General features: G+C 70.8%; 18 protein-coding genes and 1 tRNA gene. 7 read left to right on the top strand and 12 right to left on the bottom strand.

Translation table 11 applies throughout. The features are described from left to right. On the bottom strand, positions 1–760 hold a 760-nt coding region (locus tag AC08OO_RS15835; protein WP_476618697.1), incomplete at its 3' end, for an NUDIX hydrolase. Next, on the bottom strand, positions 757–1491 hold the full coding sequence (gene nth / locus AC08OO_RS15830; RefSeq protein WP_476610469.1) for an endonuclease III: 735 nt from the start codon (positions 1489–1491) through the stop codon (positions 757–759). The genes nth and AC08OO_RS15835, both read right to left, overlap by 4 nt. Before the next feature lie 144 nt (positions 1492–1635). On the opposite strand from nth, the gene AC08OO_RS15825 reads away from it, so the two are divergent. Continuing rightward, positions 1636–1872, top strand: coding sequence for a hypothetical protein (locus tag AC08OO_RS15825; RefSeq protein ID WP_023840719.1), 237 nt, complete (start codon positions 1636–1638; stop codon positions 1870–1872). 138 nt (positions 1873–2010) lie between these two features. Next, a complete protein-coding gene (locus AC08OO_RS15820; RefSeq protein WP_023840718.1) occupies positions 2011–2712 on the top strand; it encodes a Crp/Fnr family transcriptional regulator in 702 nt (233 codons plus the stop codon). Between the two features lie 104 nt (positions 2713–2816). Here the strand turns inward: AC08OO_RS15820 and AC08OO_RS15815 are convergent, their stop codons facing one another. The 5 genes from AC08OO_RS15815 to AC08OO_RS15795 form a co-directional block, all read right to left on the bottom strand. Further along, positions 2817–6431 (bottom strand): tetratricopeptide repeat protein, encoded by a 3615-nt coding sequence (locus AC08OO_RS15815; protein WP_476610470.1) that lies wholly within the window; start codon positions 6429–6431, stop codon positions 2817–2819. Between the two features lie 316 nt (positions 6432–6747). Continuing rightward, complete coding sequence (locus AC08OO_RS15810; RefSeq protein ID WP_476610471.1) at positions 6748–7635, bottom strand: MBL fold metallo-hydrolase; 888 nt, start codon at positions 7633–7635, stop codon at positions 6748–6750. A gap of 2 nt (positions 7636–7637) precedes the next feature. Further along, positions 7638–8585, bottom strand: coding sequence for an NUDIX hydrolase (locus tag AC08OO_RS15805; protein ID WP_476610472.1), 948 nt, complete (start codon positions 8583–8585; stop codon positions 7638–7640). 100 nt (positions 8586–8685) lie between these two features. Then, on the bottom strand, positions 8686–9150 hold the full coding sequence (locus tag AC08OO_RS15800; RefSeq protein ID WP_476610473.1) for a RidA family protein: 465 nt from the start codon (positions 9148–9150) through the stop codon (positions 8686–8688). Position 9151: 1 nt separating this feature from the next. Continuing rightward, entirely contained in the window at positions 9152–9316 is a 165-nt protein-coding gene (locus tag AC08OO_RS15795) for a DUF4177 domain-containing protein (RefSeq protein WP_023840716.1), read from the bottom strand. 229 nt (positions 9317–9545) lie between these two features. Here AC08OO_RS15795 and bagA point away from each other — a divergent pair, with 229 nt between their 5' ends. Further along, positions 9546–10580 carry an ATPase BagA gene (bagA, locus tag AC08OO_RS15790; RefSeq protein WP_476610482.1) on the top strand — a complete coding sequence of 345 codons (1035 nt, stop codon included), beginning with the start codon at positions 9546–9548 and terminating at the stop codon, positions 10578–10580. A gap of 149 nt (positions 10581–10729) precedes the next feature. Then, a complete protein-coding gene (gene bagB, locus AC08OO_RS15785; protein WP_476610474.1) occupies positions 10730–11869 on the top strand; it encodes an ATPase BagB in 1140 nt (379 codons plus the stop codon). Positions 11870–12022: 153 nt separating this feature from the next. Here the strand turns inward: bagB and AC08OO_RS15780 are convergent, their stop codons facing one another. Next, positions 12023–12379 (bottom strand): WhiB family transcriptional regulator, encoded by a 357-nt coding sequence (locus AC08OO_RS15780; RefSeq protein WP_476610475.1) that lies wholly within the window; start codon positions 12377–12379, stop codon positions 12023–12025. A gap of 553 nt (positions 12380–12932) precedes the next feature. Here AC08OO_RS15780 and AC08OO_RS15775 point away from each other — a divergent pair. After that, positions 12933–15566, top strand: coding sequence for a penicillin-binding protein (locus AC08OO_RS15775; protein WP_476610476.1), 2634 nt, complete (start codon positions 12933–12935; stop codon positions 15564–15566). 27 nt (positions 15567–15593) lie between these two features. On the opposite strand, the gene AC08OO_RS15770 is transcribed toward AC08OO_RS15775, so the two are convergent. Beyond that, positions 15594–16052, bottom strand: coding sequence for a GatB/YqeY domain-containing protein (locus AC08OO_RS15770; protein WP_476610483.1), 459 nt, complete (start codon positions 16050–16052; stop codon positions 15594–15596). A 206-nt stretch (positions 16053–16258) separates the two neighbouring features. Here AC08OO_RS15770 and AC08OO_RS15765 point away from each other — a divergent pair, with 206 nt between their 5' ends. Together AC08OO_RS15765 and AC08OO_RS15760 are read left to right on the top strand one after the other, a co-directional pair. Further along, positions 16259–17203, top strand: coding sequence for a metallophosphoesterase (locus AC08OO_RS15765; protein ID WP_476610477.1), 945 nt, complete (start codon positions 16259–16261; stop codon positions 17201–17203). Between the two features lie 27 nt (positions 17204–17230). Then, positions 17231–17304: transfer RNA gene (locus AC08OO_RS15760), tRNA-Pro, on the top strand. A gap of 59 nt (positions 17305–17363) precedes the next feature. Here AC08OO_RS15760 and AC08OO_RS15755 read toward each other — a convergent pair. From AC08OO_RS15755 to AC08OO_RS15745, 3 genes are all read right to left on the bottom strand, one after another. After that, the gene (locus tag AC08OO_RS15755) at positions 17364–18548 is read right to left on the bottom strand and encodes a site-specific integrase (RefSeq protein ID WP_476610478.1); all 1185 of its coding nucleotides are present in this window, start codon (positions 18546–18548) and stop codon (positions 17364–17366) included. Beyond that, positions 18545–18817: a helix-turn-helix domain-containing protein gene (locus AC08OO_RS15750; protein WP_476610479.1), complete on the bottom strand. Its 273-nt coding sequence runs from the start codon at positions 18815–18817 to the stop codon at positions 18545–18547. Before AC08OO_RS15750 ends, AC08OO_RS15755 begins: the two co-directional genes overlap by 4 nt. 524 nt (positions 18818–19341) lie before the next feature. After that, on the bottom strand, positions 19342–20442 hold a 1101-nt coding region (locus tag AC08OO_RS15745; protein WP_476618696.1), incomplete at its 5' end, for a hypothetical protein.

The following is a 20442-nucleotide window of genomic DNA, read 5'->3' as shown; positions in this document are numbered from 1 at the left end:
GTGCCGGTGGGTGGGGCGGTGCCGGTGGGCTGGTTGTCTGTGCGGGCACGACCGGGGTCCCGCTGGTCGTGGCCCGCGCGACCGGGCAGTCGATGAGCTCGGTGTCGTTCCACGGCAGTTCCCACTCGCCGAGACGGAGAAGAACATCGAGGATGCCCGCGGTGAAGCCCCACACCAGCATGCCGCGGACCCGGAAGGCGGGTCCGGCGAGGCCGGTGCGGTGGCGCAGCATGACCCGGTTGGCCGGGTCGGCCAGCTCCGCGAGTGGCACCCGGGTGACCGACGACGTCTCGGCGGGATCGACGGGTACGACCGCGCACGGAGTATGCCACCAGCCGATCACCGGGGTCACGAGATAACGACTGGCGTGCAGGTAGAGCGGGGATGCGACGGCGAGCACCTCGACCCCCGCGGGGTCGAGCCCTACCTCCTCCTCGGCTTCGCGTAGCGCCGTGTGCACCCGCGACTCGTCCGTCGCGTCGGTGGCGCCACCGGGGAATGCGGGCTGGCTGGCATGGCTGCGCAGCTCGGCCGCCCGTTCGAGCAGGAGGATGTCCGGCCCCTCCGGGCCATCATCACCGAACAGGATGAGTACGGCGGCCGGTCGAGCATCCGCGCCCGCATGACCCGGATGGGTCCGGCTGGTCACGAGGGCCTGCCCGGCCTTCTCCGCCAGAGCGCGCAGCCAGGCCGGGGGCGGGGGGACGGTGGTCCCGTCAGTGTCGAAGGCGCCGTCGGCGTTGGCTGGCAGCTCGGTCATCGCAGGGTTTCGACGTCGCTGCGTGTTCCCCGGACCAGCCGGGCCGCCTCGGCAGGCTCGGTGGGGCCGAGCCCGAAGGACGGGCACAGCCGGGCCAGCCCGCAGGCGCCGCAGGCCGGGCGGCGCGAGTGACAGATCCGTCGCCCATGAAAGATCATGCGATCGGAGGCGATGGTCCAGTCCCGCTGTTCGATGAGCGCCGCCAGGTCCGACTCGACCTTGACGGGGTCGGTCTGAGTGGTCAGCCCAAAGCGGCGGGACAGCCGCCCGACGTGGGTGTCGACGGTGATTCCGGGAACGTCGAACGCATGCCCGAGCACGACGTTCGCCGTCTTGCGACCGACGCCCGGCAAGGTCACCAGGGCCGCCAGCGACCGTGGAACCTCACCGTCGAAGTGTTCGGTCAGGGCCGCGCCGATGCCGATCAGCGAGTTCGCCTTGGCACGGAAGAACCCGGTCGGCCGCAGCATGTCCTCGAGTTCGGCGCGCTCCGCGCCCGCATAGTCAGCTGCGGTCCGATAACGGGCGAACACTCCGGGAGTGACCTCGTTGACCTTCTTGTCGGTGCACTGGGCCGACAAGACGGTGGCAACCAGCAGTTCGAGAGCGTTGTCGAAGTGCAACGCGATGCGGGCGTCGGGATGGATATCGCCCAGCAGACGCACTATCCGGCGAGCCCGCCGGGTCTTCGCGAGCGGGGTCTCGGCCGCGGCGTCGACGGTTGCGGGCATGTCTGGCAGCGTATCTGCCGGTCGATCCGCCCGTCCGGCGCCGCTGCCGGGTGGTCCGAACGGGCCCCGGCCAGGTGGCCAATGCGCGACACACCCACCCCCGGTCGCATGCGATGGTCGCCGGTCGGCCACCATGGAGAGGTCATGTTTGTCATTGCTGCGGTCACCTTTCCCCTGCTGCTTCTCGGCCTTCTGCTGGCGATGGAACGGGTGGAACGTCCGTTGAATGCCGCCGACACCGGTAAGGGCCTCGAGGGCTTCCTCGACAACGCCCGGCCGGACGAGGTCAGCACCTTCGTCAATCAGGGCCTCCCCGCCGCGTTGGAGCGCTACCGGCGGCGCCTGCGCCGACCGCCGCCGGGCAAGCATCGAGCCGCCTGACCGCGCGGGGCTGGGCCGTGCCGATCGGCCCGTCGGGTCCAGGCCGGGCCGTGCCGATCGGCCCGTCGGAGCCCTGTCGATCGGCCTGTCGGAGCCATCTGGGGGTCCCTGGCCGTGCTCTCTGCCGATAGTCCTGGCATGCTCAGGACTGTGGAGGATCTGCTTGCCCGTGTACCACTGTTCGTAGGGCTGTCCGAGCAGGACCGAATGGCCCTCTCCGACCATCTTGATCGGCAGGATGTCACCCGTGGGGACGTGCTGTTCCGCGAAGGAGATGTCGGGGACCGGGTCTTCATCGTCCTGTCCGGAAAGGTGAAGATAGGACGTCAGTCGGCCGACGGCCGGGAAAACCTGCTGTCCGTGATGGGTCCCGGAGACTTGTTCGGGGAGCTGTCGTTGTTCGACCCCGGCCCACGCACGGCTACCGCTACGGCAGTCACGGATGCATCGTTGCTGTTGCTGGAACATACCGCGTTGCGTCCCTGGCTGCGATCACGCCCGGAGGCGGGCGCGATGCTCCTGCGGGAGCTGGCCCGCCGGTTGCGGCGTACCAACGACAACGTTGCCGACATGGTGTTCACGGATGTGCCGGGGCGAGTGGCGAAAGCCCTCCTCGACTTGGCGGAACGCTTCGGCGAGCCGGCACAGCCCGGCAACGAGGCCGCCGGTGTCCGTGTCGAGCACGGGCTCACGCAGGAGGAACTGGCCCAGCTGGTGGGCGCGTCCCGGGAGACGGTGAACAAGGCGCTCGCCGACTTCGCCACCCGGGGCTGGCTGCGCCTGGACTCCCGTGCGGTCGTGCTGCTCGATCGCGAACGCCTTTCCCGCCGCGCACGCTGAGACCGGCGACCGGCGACCGGCGAAAGGCTCGAGGTCCCGCCGGGGCCTCGAGCGCCGGTTGACGCGCGCAAGGCCCGGCCACGGGAGGTGACCGCTCCAGCGGTTCATCCGGCCGTCCCGGCCAGGCCCGCGGGGGTGATGGTCGCGCCGTCGGCGGCCTCGCTGACCGGCAGTCTCGCCAGCAGCCTGCGGGTCTGCGGCGCCTCGCTGACAGCCCCCGTGGCGGTCGCGGCCGCCAGCGCCCGCAGATAGGCGGCACGACCGCCTTCCAGATCGCCGTTGGCCACCAGCGCGGTGCCGAGCGCGCGGTAACCGAGCACCTGGGCGCGTACGTCCTCGGCATCCACGTTGACCGCGCGCCGGGCCACGGTGAGAGCCTGGGTGGGCTGCCCGGCATCCAACAGGATGCCGGCGAGATGGGCGTACGCCTGCCGGCGGGGGAACATCAGGGTTGCCGGTTCGCTTGCCGACAACGCCTCCCGCAACAGCTCGGTCGCCTCATCGAGCCGCCCGCGGGCCCGGGCGATCTGCGCGACCAGTACCTTTGCCCCGAGCTGGGCATGCGGGCGCAGCTCCAGCTGCGCGAGGTCCGCCTGCGCGATCTCGGCGGCCTGCCCAGCCTTGTCCACTTCGCCGGCGTCGAGCCAGGTCAGCCCGAGCAGCACCCGGGCCAGCGCGCCGACGACGACGTGTCCGCGGGCGGCCGCCTCGGCACACGCCTGTTCCAGGTACTCCGCCCCGCGGGCCGATTCGCCGGTGCCACGGGCCGCCAGCCCACGGGCGACCAGGGTCAGCATTGTTCCCCACGCGTCGCCGATGCTGGTGAACAGCTCAGCGGCCCGCTCCGCGTGGGCCTCGGCGGTGGCGATGTCGCCCAGCTCGGCGGCCGCTATCGCGTCGATGGTGAGGCAGACGGCCATCCCCCACTGCTCGCCCACGGAACTGGCTAGCTCGATCAGTTCGCGGGTGAGTTTGCGGGCCCGGGTGAGCTGCCCGGACAGCAGCAGCACCAGCGCCTCCGTGCCCCGGCACCAGCCGAGGCCGCCGGTGTCCTCGAGCCGGTCGAACACCGCGGACGCCTCGCGCAGCGTCCGCTCGGCGCGGGGATAGTCCCCCCGGGTGGTGGCGCTCCAGGCCAGGTGCTGCAACGCCCAACCGACCCCGCGGGGGTCGTCGACCTGGCGGGCGATCGCGAGGGCCTCGCGGTAGCGTTCCTCCGCCGCGTCGATACGGCCAGCGTTGTATTCAAGCATGCCCAGCCGGCGCAACGCGGCGGCCTCCGCACGGTCGTCACCGGCCTGTTGGGCCGATTTCAGGGCGGTGAGCAGGCACTGCGCCGCCTCCTCGGCGCGTCCCTGCTTCTGGCGCAGCTCGCCGAGCACGGAGAAGGCGGCGGCCCGTCGGACGGGTGCGTCGGTGCGTAGCGCGGGGCGTAGCGTGCGTTCGGCCTCATCGAGCTGGCGCAGCGCGACCAGGGCCTCGGCGTGCAGCACCCGCACGACGTTGTCCTCGTTCGTGTCGATGATGCCGCGGCCCAGACGGCGCGCGTTGGCCAGCAGGTCGGCGGCGGCTCGATGATCGTCTCGGGCTAGCGCCTCGCGCGCCAGCCGGACATGTGCATGGAACCCGGACATCCGGGACGACCAGGCCGGATCGGTGGCGGGAAGGTTCATCGATGCGGCCAGGTCATAGGCCCGCAGGGCGTGGTTCGCAACGAAGGTGGAGACGGCCCGCGAGCTGCCGACCATCGCTGTCACCCCCCAGCGCGCCGCCGTGGCATGCCGACGGGCCCGCTCGACCTTGGGTAGCCCGGCGTAGGCGGCGTCGCGGGCCATGGGATGGACGAACCGCCACCTCGTCTCCGTCGCCCGGGGCGGCCGGACGAGCTGGCGCTCGGTCAGTACCCGCAGCGCGCGGGTGACCTCCTCGGCGGGCCGTTCGTCGACCACCGGCAGCGCCTCGGCGGGAAACCGCGGGCCGAGCACCGCCGCCGCGCGCAGTACCGCCTTGGCCACCGGGTCGAGATCGTCGATGCGGGCGGCCAACACCGACTGCACCCCGGCGGGAAGAGTCGCCTCCGTCAGGGAGCCCTCGAGGACCCAGCCCGGCCACTCCCCATTGGTCGTCTCGGCCGACTGGTGCAGCATTCCGCGGTCGATCAGCAGGTTGAGCAGCTCCACCAGGAAGAAGGGATTGCCATGCACCCGGGAGAGCAGATCGGCCCGGCCGCGGGGCTCCAGCTGCACCCCGCCGAGATGATCCTGCAACAGGCGGCTGGAGGCCTCGAGGCTCAGCGGTTGCAGGGCGATGCGATGGATGTGGGGCAGTTCGGCGAGTCGTGGACCCGTCCGGTCCAGCAGCACAAGCAGAATCGGCCCGGACAACGCCGAGGCCAGCCGGCTCATCGCGTCGCTGAGCTGGCTGGTCGCCCATTCCAGATCGTCGATCATGACCAGGATGGGCCCGGAGGACGCGAGCGCGCCGAGGAGCAGGGCGACCGCGTCCACCGTCGCGTCGACGGACCGCTGCTCGGCCTCCGCGATGTGCGAGGCCCGGGCTGCCGGATCCCCCGGAGCCGCCGCGGTGGCGACGGCGGGCCGCCGGTCGAGCGGAACGCCGAGCAGCAGCAGCAGCCGGTCGGCGATGCCGGGTGGCAGCCGGGCACCGCTGTGCGGATGCGCCAGCCCCGCCACAGTTCGCCGGACGCGGTTGGCCACCCGGTCGAGGGAGTCACCGTCGGTCACCCCGCACGCGTTGCGAACGACGTCGACCAGGGGCGCCAGCCCGCGGCCGTCACCGTGCCGGACCGTCCGTCCCCAGAGCACCGTCGTGCCGGGGGTCCGCTCCGCCCGACAGGCGAGCTCGATGGCCAAGCGGGTCTTGCCGATCCCGGCCTCCCCGGTGATCAGTGCCACCTCGGGTGACTGGTTGGCGACGACCAGGTCGAACAGATCGGTCAGCGAGGCGAGCTCGGCGTCCCGGCCGAGGAACATGGCGTCGTCGGCGAGTCCGGGGCGGGCGACGTTCGACGGGCGCAGGCTCACCAGCTCATAGGCTGGGACGGGCTCCCGCTTGCCCTTGAGGACCAGGTCGGGCAGCTCTCGCCAGGTGGCCACGGACCGGGTGGCGAGCGCGGTCTCCCGACCGGCGTAGACGGTGCCGATCGTGGCGGCGGCCGACAACCGGGCGGCGGTGTTCACGGTATCGCCGATCACGGTGTAGGAGAGCGCGGCCTGCACCCCCGCGAGGACCTCGCCGGTGTTGACGCCCACCCGCAGGCCGAGCCGGCCGTCATCGTCACCCCCCGTGGAGGTGAGCACCAGCCGACGAACGGTCTCCTGCATCGCGGCGGCGGCCCGAACGGCACGTTCAGGGTCGTCCTCATGGGCGGTGGGAGCCCCGAAGACGGCCATGATGCCGTCACCGGTAAGGTTGTCGACGCGGCCGCCGACCTCGTCGATCTCGTGGGCGAGGGCGGCGAGGACCCGATCGGTCATCTCCCCGACGCGTTCCGGATCGCGATCCTCCGCCCAGGCGGTGAAGTCGGACAGATCACCGAACAGAACGGTGACGACCCGGCGCTCGGAAGCATCCACCGCGGGACTCTCGACCGAGGTGAACTCCAAGCCGCAGTGGTAGCAGAATCGTCCGCCCGGAACGGCCGCCGAGCTGCACCGGGGGCACCGTAGCGGGCCCGTGTGCGGAGCTGTGATCACCATGCCTGGGGCCTCCCGTCCGGGTGGCCGGTGGGTAGGGGGCCGAACCGGTCGCCCGGTTTTCGGCTGGTCGAAATCGTCATCCTGCGCACGGGCGGTTCCCTCCGTGCCAGAGTTTAGTGGCCTGGGTCTCCTTCCTCGAATCCCGTCTTGTCGGATGACCGACCGCAGCCACGTCGATGCTGCTGCGATACCGCTGCGTGATATCGGCCCGGTATCTCTTAGTGGCCTCCCCGGAACCTCTCGGTGGTGTGAGGCGGCCGTCCGGCTACCGCTGCCACGGACGTACCGCTCGCCATCGGCTGGTCGGCTGGGCTGATCAGGCTCCGTCGGGATGCTCCCGCAGATAGGTCAGCTGGGCGCGGACCGACAGTTCCGCCGCGAACCACAGGGCGCGGTCGACGTCCGCGTAGACCCGGCGGACCACGTCGGCTGCGTCCGCCTCCGCGGCGTCGACCCCGGCGTCCACCAGAGCACGCCGCACCTGGTCGAGTCGGTTGTGGCGGTGAGCCAGGTAGCGCTCGGCCGCGCGGCCAGCCGCGGGCAGTTCGGGGCCGTGGCCGGGCAGCACGGTGGTCTCGCCGAGTTCCCGCAGCAGCCGCAGGCTGTCCAGGTAGTCACCGAGACGGCCGTCCGGGTGAGCGACCACGGTACTGCCACGCCCGAGAATCGTGTCTCCGGTCAGCACCGCCGGACCGGGGGGGAGATTGCCGGAGGTCGGGCCCGACTCCGCCCGGTCCCGGCAATCCGCGGAGTGCTTGTCTCCGCCGGGTGGCTTGTCTTCCCCGGGTGGCTTGTCTTCCCCGAGTAGAAGGAACGACAACGAGTCGGCGGTGTGCCCCGGGGTGGGAAGGACCCGGAGCTCGACGCCGGCCGTGGCGATCACATCGCCGGCCGTGAGCCCCTCCGATCCCAGCCGGAAGACGGGGTCGAGCGCCCGGACCTGGGCACCGGTGAGATCGTGCAACGTGGCCGCGCCGGCACTGTGGTCGACATGGCCGTGGGTCAGCAGAATCAGATCGACGCGGCCGGCCGCCGCGACCGCCGCCAGATGTCCGGCGTGGTCCGGGCCGGGGTCCACGACCACACACCCCTCCTCGCCGGCGGCGCGCAGGATCCAGGTGTTGGTGCCGTCGAGCGTCATCGGGCCCGGATTCGGAGCGAGAAGCACGGCGGCCAGGGGAGTGATCTGTCGGGGCACGGCCATGGCTATTGCCGCGCCCGGTCGGTGGGGCCCGCATCCCGCAGGTCGTCATGGTTTCCCGGGTCGTCGTACGCCTCGTCATGCGGCAGCAGGAGGCGTGCTTCGCCGCCGCTGACCAGAATCCTCGGCATGATCGGCGACAGGTCGCGGGCGTGGGCGGCGGCCAGCACCGCCGCGACGTCGGCGTATTCGGATAGTTCGGCGAGGGTAAACGCGGTGGGTGGCAGCATGTCCATGGTCCCGGCCGTATGGCGTTCGAGGGCGTCCGCAGGGCGCATCCACTGCATCCGGTCCGCCTCGCTGGAGGGTTGGCCGGGATGCTGGCCGGTGGGAAGCGCCGCGACGAAGAACCTGGTGTCGTACCGTTGCGGCTCGATCTCGGGAGTCACCCATCTGGCCCAGGGCGCGAGGAGATCGGCCCGCAGCACGAGGGAGTATTTGCGGAGCAGGGCGCTCAGGCCGAGCTCGTGCCGTTCCAGGGCGAGGCGCTCGGCGGCCCGGACCTGATCGCTGAGCGCCTCCGGGCCGCCGCCGAGCCGGCCGTCCTCGCCCGCCACCGCGCCGGCCAGCAGGATCCCGCACTCCTCGAAGGTCTCCCGTACGGCCGCACAGACGAGCGCGCGGGCGAGTGCGGGATCGGCGTCGAGCGCGTGCATGACCTCGGCGACCGATGGACCCGCCCAGGGCACGTCTGGCCCCATATCGGCCGGATCTACTCGTCCACCTGGGAATGCGTACATCCCACCGGCGAATGCCATGGTCGCAGCCCGGCGCAGCAGGTAGGCCTCGATCCCCTGGTTACCCGGCACGTCGCGCAGCAGCACGACCGTCGAGGCGTCGCGCACCGCTGCGGGCGGCGCGGACGGATGGCGCGCCGTCACCCCGTCGCGGCGGCCTCCGTCGGCCGGGGACCAGCGCAGCCGAGCGATCAGGGCAGCCTTGTGGTCGACCATTGCCCAGATGCTAGAGCCGTTGGTGGCGAGGCGGGGTTTGTTTGTCCTGTTGGCCGCGGCGCGCCGCCGCAACCCCGAGGCCGGCACCGGCGGGACTGGCCTACCCCCCGAGCACCAGTTCGATCTCGACCGGTGCGCCCAGCGGCAGCGCCGAGACGCCGACGGCCGAACGGGCATGCTGACCGGCCTCGCCGAAGACCGCCGCGAGCAGCTCACTCGCCCCGTTGACGACCGTTGGCTGGCCGGTGAAGCCGGGGGCGCTCGCGACGAATCCAACCACCTTGATGATCCGGGTGATCCCGTCGAGCCCGCCGGCCACCGACGCCGCCGCCGCCAGCGCGTTGAGCGCGGCCGTCCGGGCGAGCTCCGCGGCCTGCTCGACGGTTACCTCGGCGCCCGCGCCCACCAGGCCGGTGCGGGCCAGCCGGCCGTCCACCAGCGGAAGCTGACCGGCCGTCCAGATCAGGCTGCCCGCCCGGACCGCGGGGAGGTAGGCGCCGGCCGGGGTCGGGACCGGCGGCAGCGTCAGGCCCAGCGCCGCCAGGCGTTCGCTCGGTGCGGCCATGTCAGGACTGACTCCTGGGACGCTTGAAGTAGGCGACGAGGCTCTCGGGGTTGGGACCGGGAACGATCTGGACCAGCTCCCAGCCGTCCTCACCCCAGTTGTCGAGAATCTGCTTGGTGGCGTGGATCAGTACCGGCGCCGTCACGTACTCCCACTTCGTCTGCATGACACCGGACCTTAGAGCATCGCGCCGACGGTTCCGGACACCCGTGTCATCGGGCCCGAGCCTTCGCCGCCGCATCGTTCCGGTCACCTCTCCCCACATCCCCTACCTTGGCTCGCCCCGCGGCGCGCCGCGGGTTTTCTCCCGGCTCACCACCGTGGTGGGGACCGCGCACGCGGGTACGGTCAAGCTTGTGAACGGCGAGAACACCGTGACCGACAGCGAGAACGCTGTGATCGACAGCGAGAACACCGTGACCAAGGAAGCGAGCGGTGAGGTGGCCGGTCCGTGGGAACGGCGGTTGCACATCGTCACCGGCAAGGGCGGGACCGGCAAGACGACCGTGGCCGGCGCGCTGGCCGTGGCGCTTGCGAGCGGTGGTCGTCGAGTCCTGCTCACCGAGGTCGAGGGTCGGCAGCAGATCGCGCAGCTGTTCGACACCCCTCCGTTGCCCTACCGGGAGCGCAAGGTGGCCAGCGCCCCCGGCGGCGGGGAGGTGTTCGCGTTGGCGATCGACGCGGATGAGGCCCTGCTGGAGTATCTGGAGATGTTCTACAACCTGCGGCGGGCCGGGAGGGCCCTGGACAGGATCGGCGCGGTGGACTTCGCCACGACCATCGCTCCCGGGGTTCGCGACGTGCTGCTCACCGGCAAGGTCAAGGAGGCGGTCAACCGGCCCGACGCCACCCGCCCGGGAGGGCTGGCCTACGACGCGGTGGTGCTCGACGCGCCGCCCACCGGCCGGATCACCCGGTTTCTCAATGTCACCGCGGAGGTGGCGGGGCTGGCCAAGGTCGGGCCGATCCGGGCCCAGGCCGACAGCGTGATGGCCGTGCTGGCGCCCGATCGGGCCGCCGTGCATCTGGTCACCCTCCTCGAGGAGATGCCGGTGCAGGAGACGGTGGACGGCGTGGCCGAGCTGACCCGCGCCGGCCTGCCGCTCGGCGGTGTGGTGGTCAACATGACCCGCCCACCCCTGCTGCGCGCGAAGGAGTCCCGTCTGGCCCGGCGCGGGGAGCTGGACCGGGAGGAGATTGCCGCCGGGATCAAGGAGGCTGGGATGGAGCCCACCCCTGAGCTGGTCGAGGCGCTGGCCTGGGAGGCGGCCCAGCACGCCGATCGCGTCGCGCTGGAGGCGGCTGAGCGTGCGGAGATTGCCGGGCTCGGTCGTCCCGTGTATGAGGTGCCGCTGGTCGCGGATGGCGTCGACCTCGGCACCGTCTACCGGTTCGCGGAGATGCTGCGGGCGCAGCAGATGGTGGCATGAGCCCCGCGCGCCCGTCACCCGGTGCACCACGGCGGGAACCCGGGGCGCCGTCCGCCGGGCGGCGAAGGCCGGCAGCGGGGAGCGTCCGGCAGCCGGCGGCGCGTCGCGGCGGGGTGGGAGCGCGCCGGACGCGTCCGCATCCGGCCGGCGTGCCACTGCTCGACGTCGACGCGATGCTCGACACGGAACGGATCGTGGTCTGCTGTGGCTCGGGTGGGGTCGGCAAGACGACCATGGCCGCGGCGCTCGCGCTGCGGGCGGCCGAGCGCGGGCGCGACGTCGTCGTCCTGACGATCGACCCGGCGCGGCGGCTCGCCCAGGCCCTGGGCCTGACCGCGCTCGACAACACCCCACGCGAGGTGGTCGGGGTCGACGGTGCCGCCGGTGGTCGTCTCGACGCGATGATGCTGGACATGAAGCGGACGTTCGACGAGATCGTCCTGGCGCACAGCGCCTCCGAGCGGGCCGAGGCCCTCCTTGCCAACCCCTTCTACCAGTCGCTGTCGTCCTCCTTCGCCGGCACCCAGGAGTACATGGCGATGGAGAAGCTCGGCCAGCTCGACGCCACCGGCACATGGGATCTGATCGTGGTCGATACGCCCCCGACCCGGTCGGCGCTGGACTTCCTCGATGCTCCGACGAGGCTCGGGGCCTTCCTCGATGGAAGGCTGCTACGACTGTTGCTCGCGCCGGCGAAGGCCGGCGGGCGGGCGTACGTGAAGGTGCTCGGCGCCGGCCTCGGCGTGTTCACCCGAGTCCTCACCAAGGTGCTCGGCGCCCAGCTGCTGACCGACGTCAGCCAGTTCGTGGCGGCGCTGGAGACGATGTTCGGTGGCTTCCGGGCGCGGGCGGAGGAGACCTACCGCCTGCTCGGCGATCCCGGCACCTCGTTCATCGTGGTCGCAGCGCCCGAGGCCGCGGCGCTACGGGAGGCGTCCTACTTCGTCGATCGGCTCGATGCGGAGGGGATGCCCCTCGCCGGACTGGTCGTGAACCGGATGCACCACAGCGATGCCGAGGCGCTCAACATCGAGCGCAGCCTTGCCGCCGCCGAGAACCTCGAGGAGCATGGGGAGCATCCGCTTGCCGCCGCGGTGCTGCGTATCCACGCCGATCGGGTCCGGTTGGCGAGCCGGGAGGCGCGGCTGCGGGAGCGGTTCACCAGCGCCCACCCCGACACCCCGATAGTGGAGGTGGAGGCGTTGTCGGAAGACGTGCACGATCTCGTCGGACTGCGGGAGATCGGCGATGCGCTTGCGCGTGACGAACGGCTGGATCGGACCGCTTGATCAGCTTGATCAGTGAGCCCGGTTCATCCGAGTGAGAGAACGTGGTCGGCAGCGGATGTGCGTGATCCCGGACCGGGACGACGTTGTCCTCGGGCGGGGGATAGCCGGCGAAGGATCCGATCGGCCTTGGGGACTGGTCGGACCACCGCTGAATCAGCCGGCGGAGGCCGATCTGTGGTCGGCCTGGGCGTCCGTGAGCAGCTTCCGCCAGGACGTGACGTCTGGGCGGCGGCGTAGCAGCGCGCGACGTTCCCGTTCGGTCATGCCCCCCCAGACGCCGAACTCGACGTGGTTGTCGAGAGCGTCCGCGAGGCACTCGGTGCGGACAGCGCAGCCGAAGCACCGGGTCTTCACCCGGTTCTGGGCGGCGCCCTGGACGAACAGCTCATCCGGGTCGAGGTCGCGACAGGCGGCGTGAGCCGTCCAGTCGCCGTCGATGGCGGAACCCACGAGATGGGTCGTGTTGGCACGGCGTGGCGTGCTGACGGTGGAGGTCAGGCTTCTGGTCATGCCACCTGCCTTTCTTCTCGAGTCCGGGTCAGGGGGCCCGTGCGGGTGGTGACGTGGCGTTGACCCGAAACCGTACGGAGTGGCGTGGCCACGGCACAGACCCCACACGGGTGGTTGTCCAAATGACTAGTCCGGGCCATTGATCCGGATCGCCATGGTAGTGCGGTCTGTGACCTCCGTATGTCTGTTGCGTGACAATGAGGTATCGACTCAGAAATAATGTAGGTTTTTCATCGCTTCGTTTCCGTTTTGACGAGATTGCCCTACTGTGGGGCCGGAATCGCGATGACGCCCGAAGGTGGAGGTATGGAGCGTGGGCGGCGGGGCAGTGGGTGTGGAGGTTGTCACGGTCGTCCGGGGCGCGCCCGGGACCGGCAGGGTCGCCTGCCGGGGCTGGAACCGCGGCGTCCCAGCTCACGGCATTATCGGCTGCGATGGGCCGCCGCCTTGTGGCGTTCGTGGAAATCGGGGCGGCGGGGGTGGCGCTTGTTGATCAAATGTTGGCCCGTATGCTCCGACGGGTGTCCCAGCCTGGCTGGACGGAGGTCCCTGGATGACCGCGCCCCCTGGGCACCCCACGCCCGGTCGTGGGCGGTTCGAGGATTCCGCCCGCGACCGTGTATCGGGGCGCCCGTACGGGCCTGACGAACTCCGCTTCGGCGACGTCGACCGGCCCAAGCCTCGTCCCATCGCATCATCGGCCCGCCGGCTGGGGTTCGTGGCCACGCGGCTGCTCGGCGCCGGCGTGATCAGCGTGGTGGCGGGGGTGCTCGTCGGCATGCTGGCCCTGCCGGTGGTGGGAGCGGCCGGACTGACCGTCAAGGGCGGCGCGGACGACTTCCTCGATCTGCCGGCCAACCTGGCGGTCCCCCCGCTGGCCCAGGCGTCGCGCGTCCTCGACGCGCGGGGGAACGTCCTCGCCGTGCTGCGCGGGGAGCAGGACCGTGAGGTCGTGTCCCTGGGCCGCGTTCCGCCGGTGATGCGTCAGGCGATCATCGACATCGAGGATTCCCGGTTCTACGAGCACGACGGGCTGGATTACAAGGGTCTCGTCCGGGCGTATCTCACCAACCGGGAGAACGGCGAGGTCACCCAGGGCGGCTCGACCCTGACCCAGCAGTACGTCAAGAACGTTCTTCTGATGTCCGCGACGACGGCTGAGGCGAAGAAGGCCGCGACCGAGCAGACCGTCCAGCGCAAGCTTCGGGAGGCGCGTTATGCGCTGTACCTCGAAGCCCATCTGAGCAAGGACGAGATCCTCGAGCGTTATCTCAACATCGCCTACTTCGGCGATGGTGCGTACGGCGTCCAGGTAGCCGCGCAGCACTACTTCAACGTCGACGTCGACAAGCTCACCCTGCCGCAGGCCGCGCTGCTGGCCGGCCTGGTGAAAAACCCGAACGCCTTCAACCCGGCGATACATCCGCAGGCGGCACGGGAGCGGCGCAACGTGGTCCTCGACCGCATGTTCGAACTTCATCACATCGACGCGGCGGCCTTTCATCAGGCGCACGATGGCGAGGTGGTGCTCAACCGGCAGCCCCACTCGGCCGATCCCTGCGCCGACTCGACCGCGCCGTTCTTCTGCGCCCTCGTGCGCCAGCGGCTGCTGAACGACAGATCCTTCGCCCCGACGGAGGAGGACGCGCGCAGACTGCTGTTCGAGGGCGGCCTCACGATCAGAACGACGCTGGACCCGGTGGCGCAACAGGCGGCGCAGTCGGCCGCTACCGAGGTCATCCCGATCGGGAACCGGGTGGCTGCGAGCGTCGCGATGGTGCAGCCGAACACCGGCCAGGTGCTCGCCCTGGCGATCAACCGGGTCTACGGACCGACGGCGGACGGACAGCCCGCCGCCCTGTCCACGGACTTCGTCCACACCAAGGAGATTTATCCCGTCGACGAGGACTCGTTCTCCCCGGGATCGACCTACAAGGTGTTCACTCTGATCTCCGCGCTCGAATCGGGACTACCGCTTTCCACGACGCTGCACGCCCCCCTCTGCTACCACTCGAAGGTCTTCCCGAACCCGGATCCCCAGGGCAAGAACTGCTACGGCAACGCCGATCCCAGCGAGGACGGTTTCTACTCGTTGACGACCGCAACCTGGTCATCGGTCAACACCTACTACATCCAGCTCGCCGAGAAGCTGGGCGTGCTGAAGACGGCCGAGGTGGCCCGCCGTATGGGCGTCACCTCGTGCCGGATCCGGCAGCACAACAACAACGATCCCGAATGCAGGGGGGTGGACGGGATCAGCCGGGTCGACGGCTCCTCCATCCTTGGATCCAACGAGATCAGCACCCTCGATCTGGCGACCGCCTACGCGACGTTGGCCGCGCGGGGCAGGAAGTGCGACGCGCGGGCCGTGCTCGCGATCACCCAGCGGGTGGGCGGGACGGACCGGCCGCTTCCCTTCGACACCGGCGCTCCCTGCCAGCAGGCGCTTGACCCGAAGATTGCGGACAAGGTCAGCGCCGTGCTGCAGGGGGTCATCAACCACGGGACGGCCAGCGGGAACGGGCAGATCGGCCGGCCGGCCGCCGGCAAGACCGGCACCGCGGAGGGGTTCAGCACCGCCTCCTTCGCGGGTTACATCCCCCAGCTCGCCGCGGCGGTGACCCTCGCGGACCCGCGCGGACCGACGTCGCATCCCCTGACTAATGTGAAGGGTCGTAACGTCTTCGGTGGCGGATATCCCGCCCAGGTGTGGTCCCGCACGATGATCCGGACGATCGCCGGCCTCGGGCTACCGGTCGAACCGCTGCCGACCCCGGACGACACCCAACCCGAGGTGCCGACGAAGGCACTGCCGGACGTGGTCGGGCAGCCGCAGCAGGTCGCCGAGCAGACGCTCGTCCAGCTGGGCTTCCATGTCAGGTCGCAGCCGGTCCCGCATCCGGCGCCCCCCGGCACCGTCGTGGCGATGTCGCCCGCCCCGGGCAGCGAGGTCTCGCTCAACACCGAGGTCACCCTGCAGATCTCCGGGGGGCTGACCGGCACGGCCGTCCTGCCGGGTGGATCGGCGCTACCCGGCTTCGGAGCGCTCGCCCAGTCGAATGACGGCCAACCGGCCGGGGGCGGCCAGCCGGGCACGGACCTGCGTCGGCAGCTGAACGCTTCAGGCGGCTCGGGGCCGTTGGACGGTACGGATGGCCGGGGCCAGGGCAGGCGCCGGCTGCGCTGACCGGCCCACGCGGGCCACGCGGCTCGTTCAGCCGCCCGCCAACCGGGCCTTCACGAGTGCGGCGACCCGGCCGCCGTCGGCCCGGCCGGCGACCGCGGCCTGCACGGACTTCATGGCGGGACCGATCGCTCGTGGACCGCTGACATCCAGACCCGCGAGTACCTGGTCGATGATCGTGGCCAGTTCGTCGTCGCCAAGCTGCTTCGGCAGGTACTCCTCGAGCACCTCGCCCTCGGCCCGCTCTCGGTCCGCCTGGTCGCCGCGACCGGCCGCGGCGTAGGCGTCGGCCGCCTCCCGGCGCTTCTTCACCTCGCGGGTCAGGACCTTCGAGACCTCCGTGTCGTCGAGGACCCGCGCGGAGCTGCCGGCCACCTCCGCATCCTTCACCGCGGCCAGGGCCAGCCGCAGAGTGGACGTCCGCAGCTCGTCACGGGACTTCATCGCGACGGTCAGATCGGCGCGCAGACGTTCCTTGAGGGTGCTCATAACCACCGGAGCCTATGGTCTGCGGGCAGGGTGGTCACGCCGGTTCCGTCGGCGGGGCGCCCGGTGGTGCGGGGCGCCCGGTGGTGCGGGGCGCCCGGTGGTGCGGGGCGCCCGGTGGTGCGGGGCGCCCGGTGGTGCGCGGCGCGGCGCGCGGAACCGGGCCGGGTGGCGGCAGGTCACCGCCCGCGGTGGGTGAGACTGGGACGATGAACGCACGTCACACCGCGGCGAGGACTCTCGTGGGTGTCGCGGCCGTGGGGGCGCTAGTGTCGGCCTACGGCGGGTTGTACGAGCGCACGGCGTACACCCTGCGGAGAGTGCGGATCCCGGTGCTGCTGGCCGGCGCGCGCCCCCTGCGCGTGCTGCACATCTCCGACCTGCATGTCACCCCCCGTCAGTACGGCAAGCTCGCCTGGTTGGGGGACCTGGCCCGGCTCGTCCCCGACCTGGTCGCCCTGACCGGTGACGTGCTGTCCGCGGCCGACGCCCGGGATCCCCTGCTTGCCGCGCTGGAGCCGCTCTACTCGTTTCCCGGGGTCTTCGTACCGGGGAACAACGACTACTTCGTCCCGACCCTGAAGAGCCCGCACCGCTACCTCCGGCGGGACGACGAGGCCCATCCCAGGGGCGCTCCGCTGGACTGGGCGGCTTTCGCCAGTGGTCTCGCCGCCGCCAGCGGGTGGACCGAGCTGACCAACGTGCGGGGGGTCATCGAGGTCGGCGGTCGCCGGATCGACCTGCGTGGCGTGGATGACGCCCGGCTGCGCCGCGACCAGCTCGCGGTCGTGACCGGCCCCCCGGAGCCCGGTGTTGAGCTCGCGTTGGGACTTTCGCACACCCCGGAACCGCGGGTCCTCGACGCGTTCACAGCGGACGGGGTGGGGCTCACCCTTTCGGGGCACACGCACGGGGGTCAGATCCGGCTGCCCCGGGTCGGGGCGCTCGTGACCAACTGCGGGCTGGACCGGGCCCGGGTTCGCGGGCTGTCCCGTCACGAGGTCGACGGGCGGTCGTCCTGGCTGCACGTGTCGTCCGGGCTGGGCACGTCCCCGTTCGCGCCGCTGCGCCTCGGCTGCCGGCCGGAGGCGACCCTGCTCACCCTGGTGCCGGCCGGGGTACCGGCCGGCGACCCCACCCCGTCGGACCACTGAGCCGTCGGGTATGCTTCATCTCGGTCGCGGGGTGTGGCGCAGCTTGGTAGCGCGCTTCGTTCGGGACGAAGAGGTCGTGGGTTCGAATCCCGCCACCCCGACCCAGGTCAGGGGCATGATCCGAATTGGCGATCATGCCCCTGAGTGACAAACTGAGTGACTATCCCTCCAGCGGCGGGACAGGGAAGATCCGGTCCATGGCCGTTGCTCCTTCGTCGATTACCGGGCGGATCTGTTTCCGGTAGACAGCCTCGGTGACCGCTGTCCCGCTGTGGCCGACCAGGCGGGAAATCTGCTCCAGCGGCATGCCGCTGTCCGAGAGCAGCGACACGAAGCTGTGCCGCAGCTCCCGCGGCGTCCACTCCTTCGCCGCAAGGCCGGCCTTGGCGGCCACTCGGCGGAAGGCGCGCCGGACGTTCGCCGCGTCCAGCTCGGTGCCGGCCGCCGACGCGAAGACGAGCGAGACCCCGTCGGCCTGCTGCTTGCGGTGCAGCCTCAGCGCGTCCACGCACCGCTGAGGCAGCGCGAGAGTACGCCGCGACTTCCGGGTTTTTGTGTCGCCGTGCGCACGCACCGACCGCCACACCATGATGTGCGGCGGGATCGGCGGGTTGGCGTCCGGGTTGCCGTCGAGGTCGACGTGATCCCAGGTCAGGGCGCGCAGTTCCTCGGTCCGTGCGCCCAGCAGCAGCGACAGGACGATGTAGGCGTACATCGACGTCCCCTCAGCGGCGTTGAGGAGGGCTTCGGCCTGGTCGAGCGTGAGCGCCTTCGACGGGCGGCCCGCTTGCCCCTTCGGTACCCCGCACAGCAACACGACGTTGCGCTTCACCTTGTCGCGAGCCTGGGCGCGGGCGACAGCACGGCGCAGGAGCGCCCGGATGTCGCGCAGCGTCCGCGTGCTCAGGCTTCGCGCCTTCTCGGCAAGCCACCGGTCGACGTCATCGGCCGAGAGTTCCCGGAGCTTCCTGGCACCGAGCGCCGGGATCACGTGCTCGTTGGCGAGGATGGTCAAGGTGGTGATCGTGCTCGGGTCGCGGCCGATCAGGCCGAACTCAAGCCAGTCGGTCACGGCCTGCTTCACGGTGTAGTTGTGCGGTGCGATCGCGAAGCCGTCTTCGTGGTCTCGCAGGATCTCCTTCAGCTTGTCCTTGGCGGCCGTCTTCGTCCTGCCGCTGGCCTTCTTGACGATCCTGCGCCCGGACGGGGTGTACCCGACGGTGACCGAGGCGATCCACCGCTGGCGCTGTTCATCCCAGTGCAGGCCGCCGTCGCCACGGCTCCGGCGCTTGGCCTTGTCGGCAGATCTGCCCGGGGGCTTCTCCTGCGGGCTGGCTTCGGTCATCGCGCAGCCTCGGCTTCCCGCTCCAGGAGCGCGATGTAGTCGCCGATGGCGTCAGCCGGGATCAGGCGAGTGCGGCCCTGCTTGACGGATCGGAGCCGCCCGCTGCGAAGAAGCCGGTAGATGATGCTCCTGCTCATGGAGAGCTTCTCCATGGCTTCCGGGATGCGGTACAGGCGCATATCGAGAGTTGTAGCCGTCACGGCGGAAACCGCCGGAGAGACCACGCCGTCGGTGTTTTGCCCTGTTGCTGGAGGGGTCACGATTGCCATGCCTCGTTCCGTTTGACCGAGCGGGGTGCGGTCCCGGCGGGTTGCTTGGTCGGCGGGTCGCCGGGCCGCTTTGGCTGTGCGGCGGGGGTGTGTTGGCGGGGGTGCCCGCGTTGCCGGTGGCCGCCGTTCCCCGCGGGAAGGCCAACCACCCTCGCGCTGGCCGCCACACGCTGTGACTGCCGGCGGGTGGTCGCGGGCGGGGGGTTCTATGTTTTTTCGGGCCGTGTTTTCCGAGCAGGGGTCGACGACTCCTGCACCACCCGCACCCCCCGCAGACAGGGCCTGTGACCTGCTGTTTTTGTTGCGGGGGTGCACCCCCGCAGGACACCCGCGCACCACCCGCATCACCCGCAGGTCCGGCAGCTTGCGGGTGGCGCACCCCCGCGGTTGCGGGGGTGGTGCGGGGGTGGCCCCCGCAGTGAAAAGCGCTGCGGCACAGGGTGTTTCGAGGGTTTGCGGGTGGTGCGGGGGTGGTTGGCTTCCTGGTACGAACGCGGGGCGAGAAAGACGAAGAACTTGGCCGGTCATGGGGTGTCCTGTCGGGTTTCGACGGACCAGAGCCGGACTTTGCTGTGACGGTTCGTAGCGGCGCGCAGGACATAGGAGCCGTACCAGCGGCCGACGTGGCCGCGAAGCCGTTTCCCGACTTCCAGGGCGGAGGGGAAGTGCCGGCCTTCGGTGAGGGCGTCGGGGATGGTGCCGTCCCAGGGGTCGGTGCCGTCGGGGTCGCGGTCGAAGCTGGCGCGTAGGTCGGCGGAGGTGAGGTGGTTGGTGCCGAATTTCTGTTCCCAGCGGGTGAGGAAGGCCTGCCACATGGCGGCCTGGTCGTCCATCTCGGCGACGTCGGCGGTGTTGTCGAGGAAGCCGGGTAGGCCGTGGTGGGTGACGAAGCCGCCGGCGGCCTGGGCCCAGGGGCTGAACTGGCGCATGAGATGGGCGGTGCGTGGCGCGCCGGCGGCGACCCAGTCGGCGACCAGCACGAGGAGGTTCCACTGGAGGGCTTGGCGGTTGGTTGGTTCGGTGAGCCAGGCTTGGAGGTTGGGGATTTGGAAGGAGCTGTCGGGGCGGGCTTCGGGGTTGGGCATGTTGGGGTCGAGGCGGACCACGACGGTGCGGCTGGCCATGTCTCCGCCGAGGCGCAGGTTGTTGCCGGTGACGGCCCAGAGCCGGTCGTTGGCGTGTTTCTCCGACCGGGAGGAGCCGAGGACGCGGTCGGACCATTCGCCGCTGGTGATGAGGCCGGCGAGGGTGGCGGAGGTGATCTGGGTGCCTTCGGCGATGTTGTCCCAGCAGATCAGCGGTTCGGGGCGGCGTAGTGCCGCCAGGACGGCTTTGCGGAGTTCCTCTTCGCCGCCGGGCCAGGGGTTTTGCTGCTTGCCGTAGATCGAGCCGACCATGTCGACCAGCAGTGACTTTCCTGACGATGCGGTGGTGGCGGTGGTCATCCAGAACGGGGTGAGCGCGCGTAGGTAGGGGCGCAGGATCGGGGAGACGAGGATGGCCAGGTAGTTGGCTTTGTCGGCGGGGGCGACCCAGGGGAAGTCGTGCAGCACCATCTCCAGGACCCGTTTCGCGGCCGTCACCTGGTCGGGGGACGGCCGGTCCGGTACGGGGGGCAGGGGGAC

It is taken from the genome of Frankia sp. CeCAU1, from assembly GCF_977971845.1.
The sequence above is the reverse complement of the archived record's forward strand: the minus strand, read 5'-3'. Positions and strand labels throughout refer to the sequence as shown.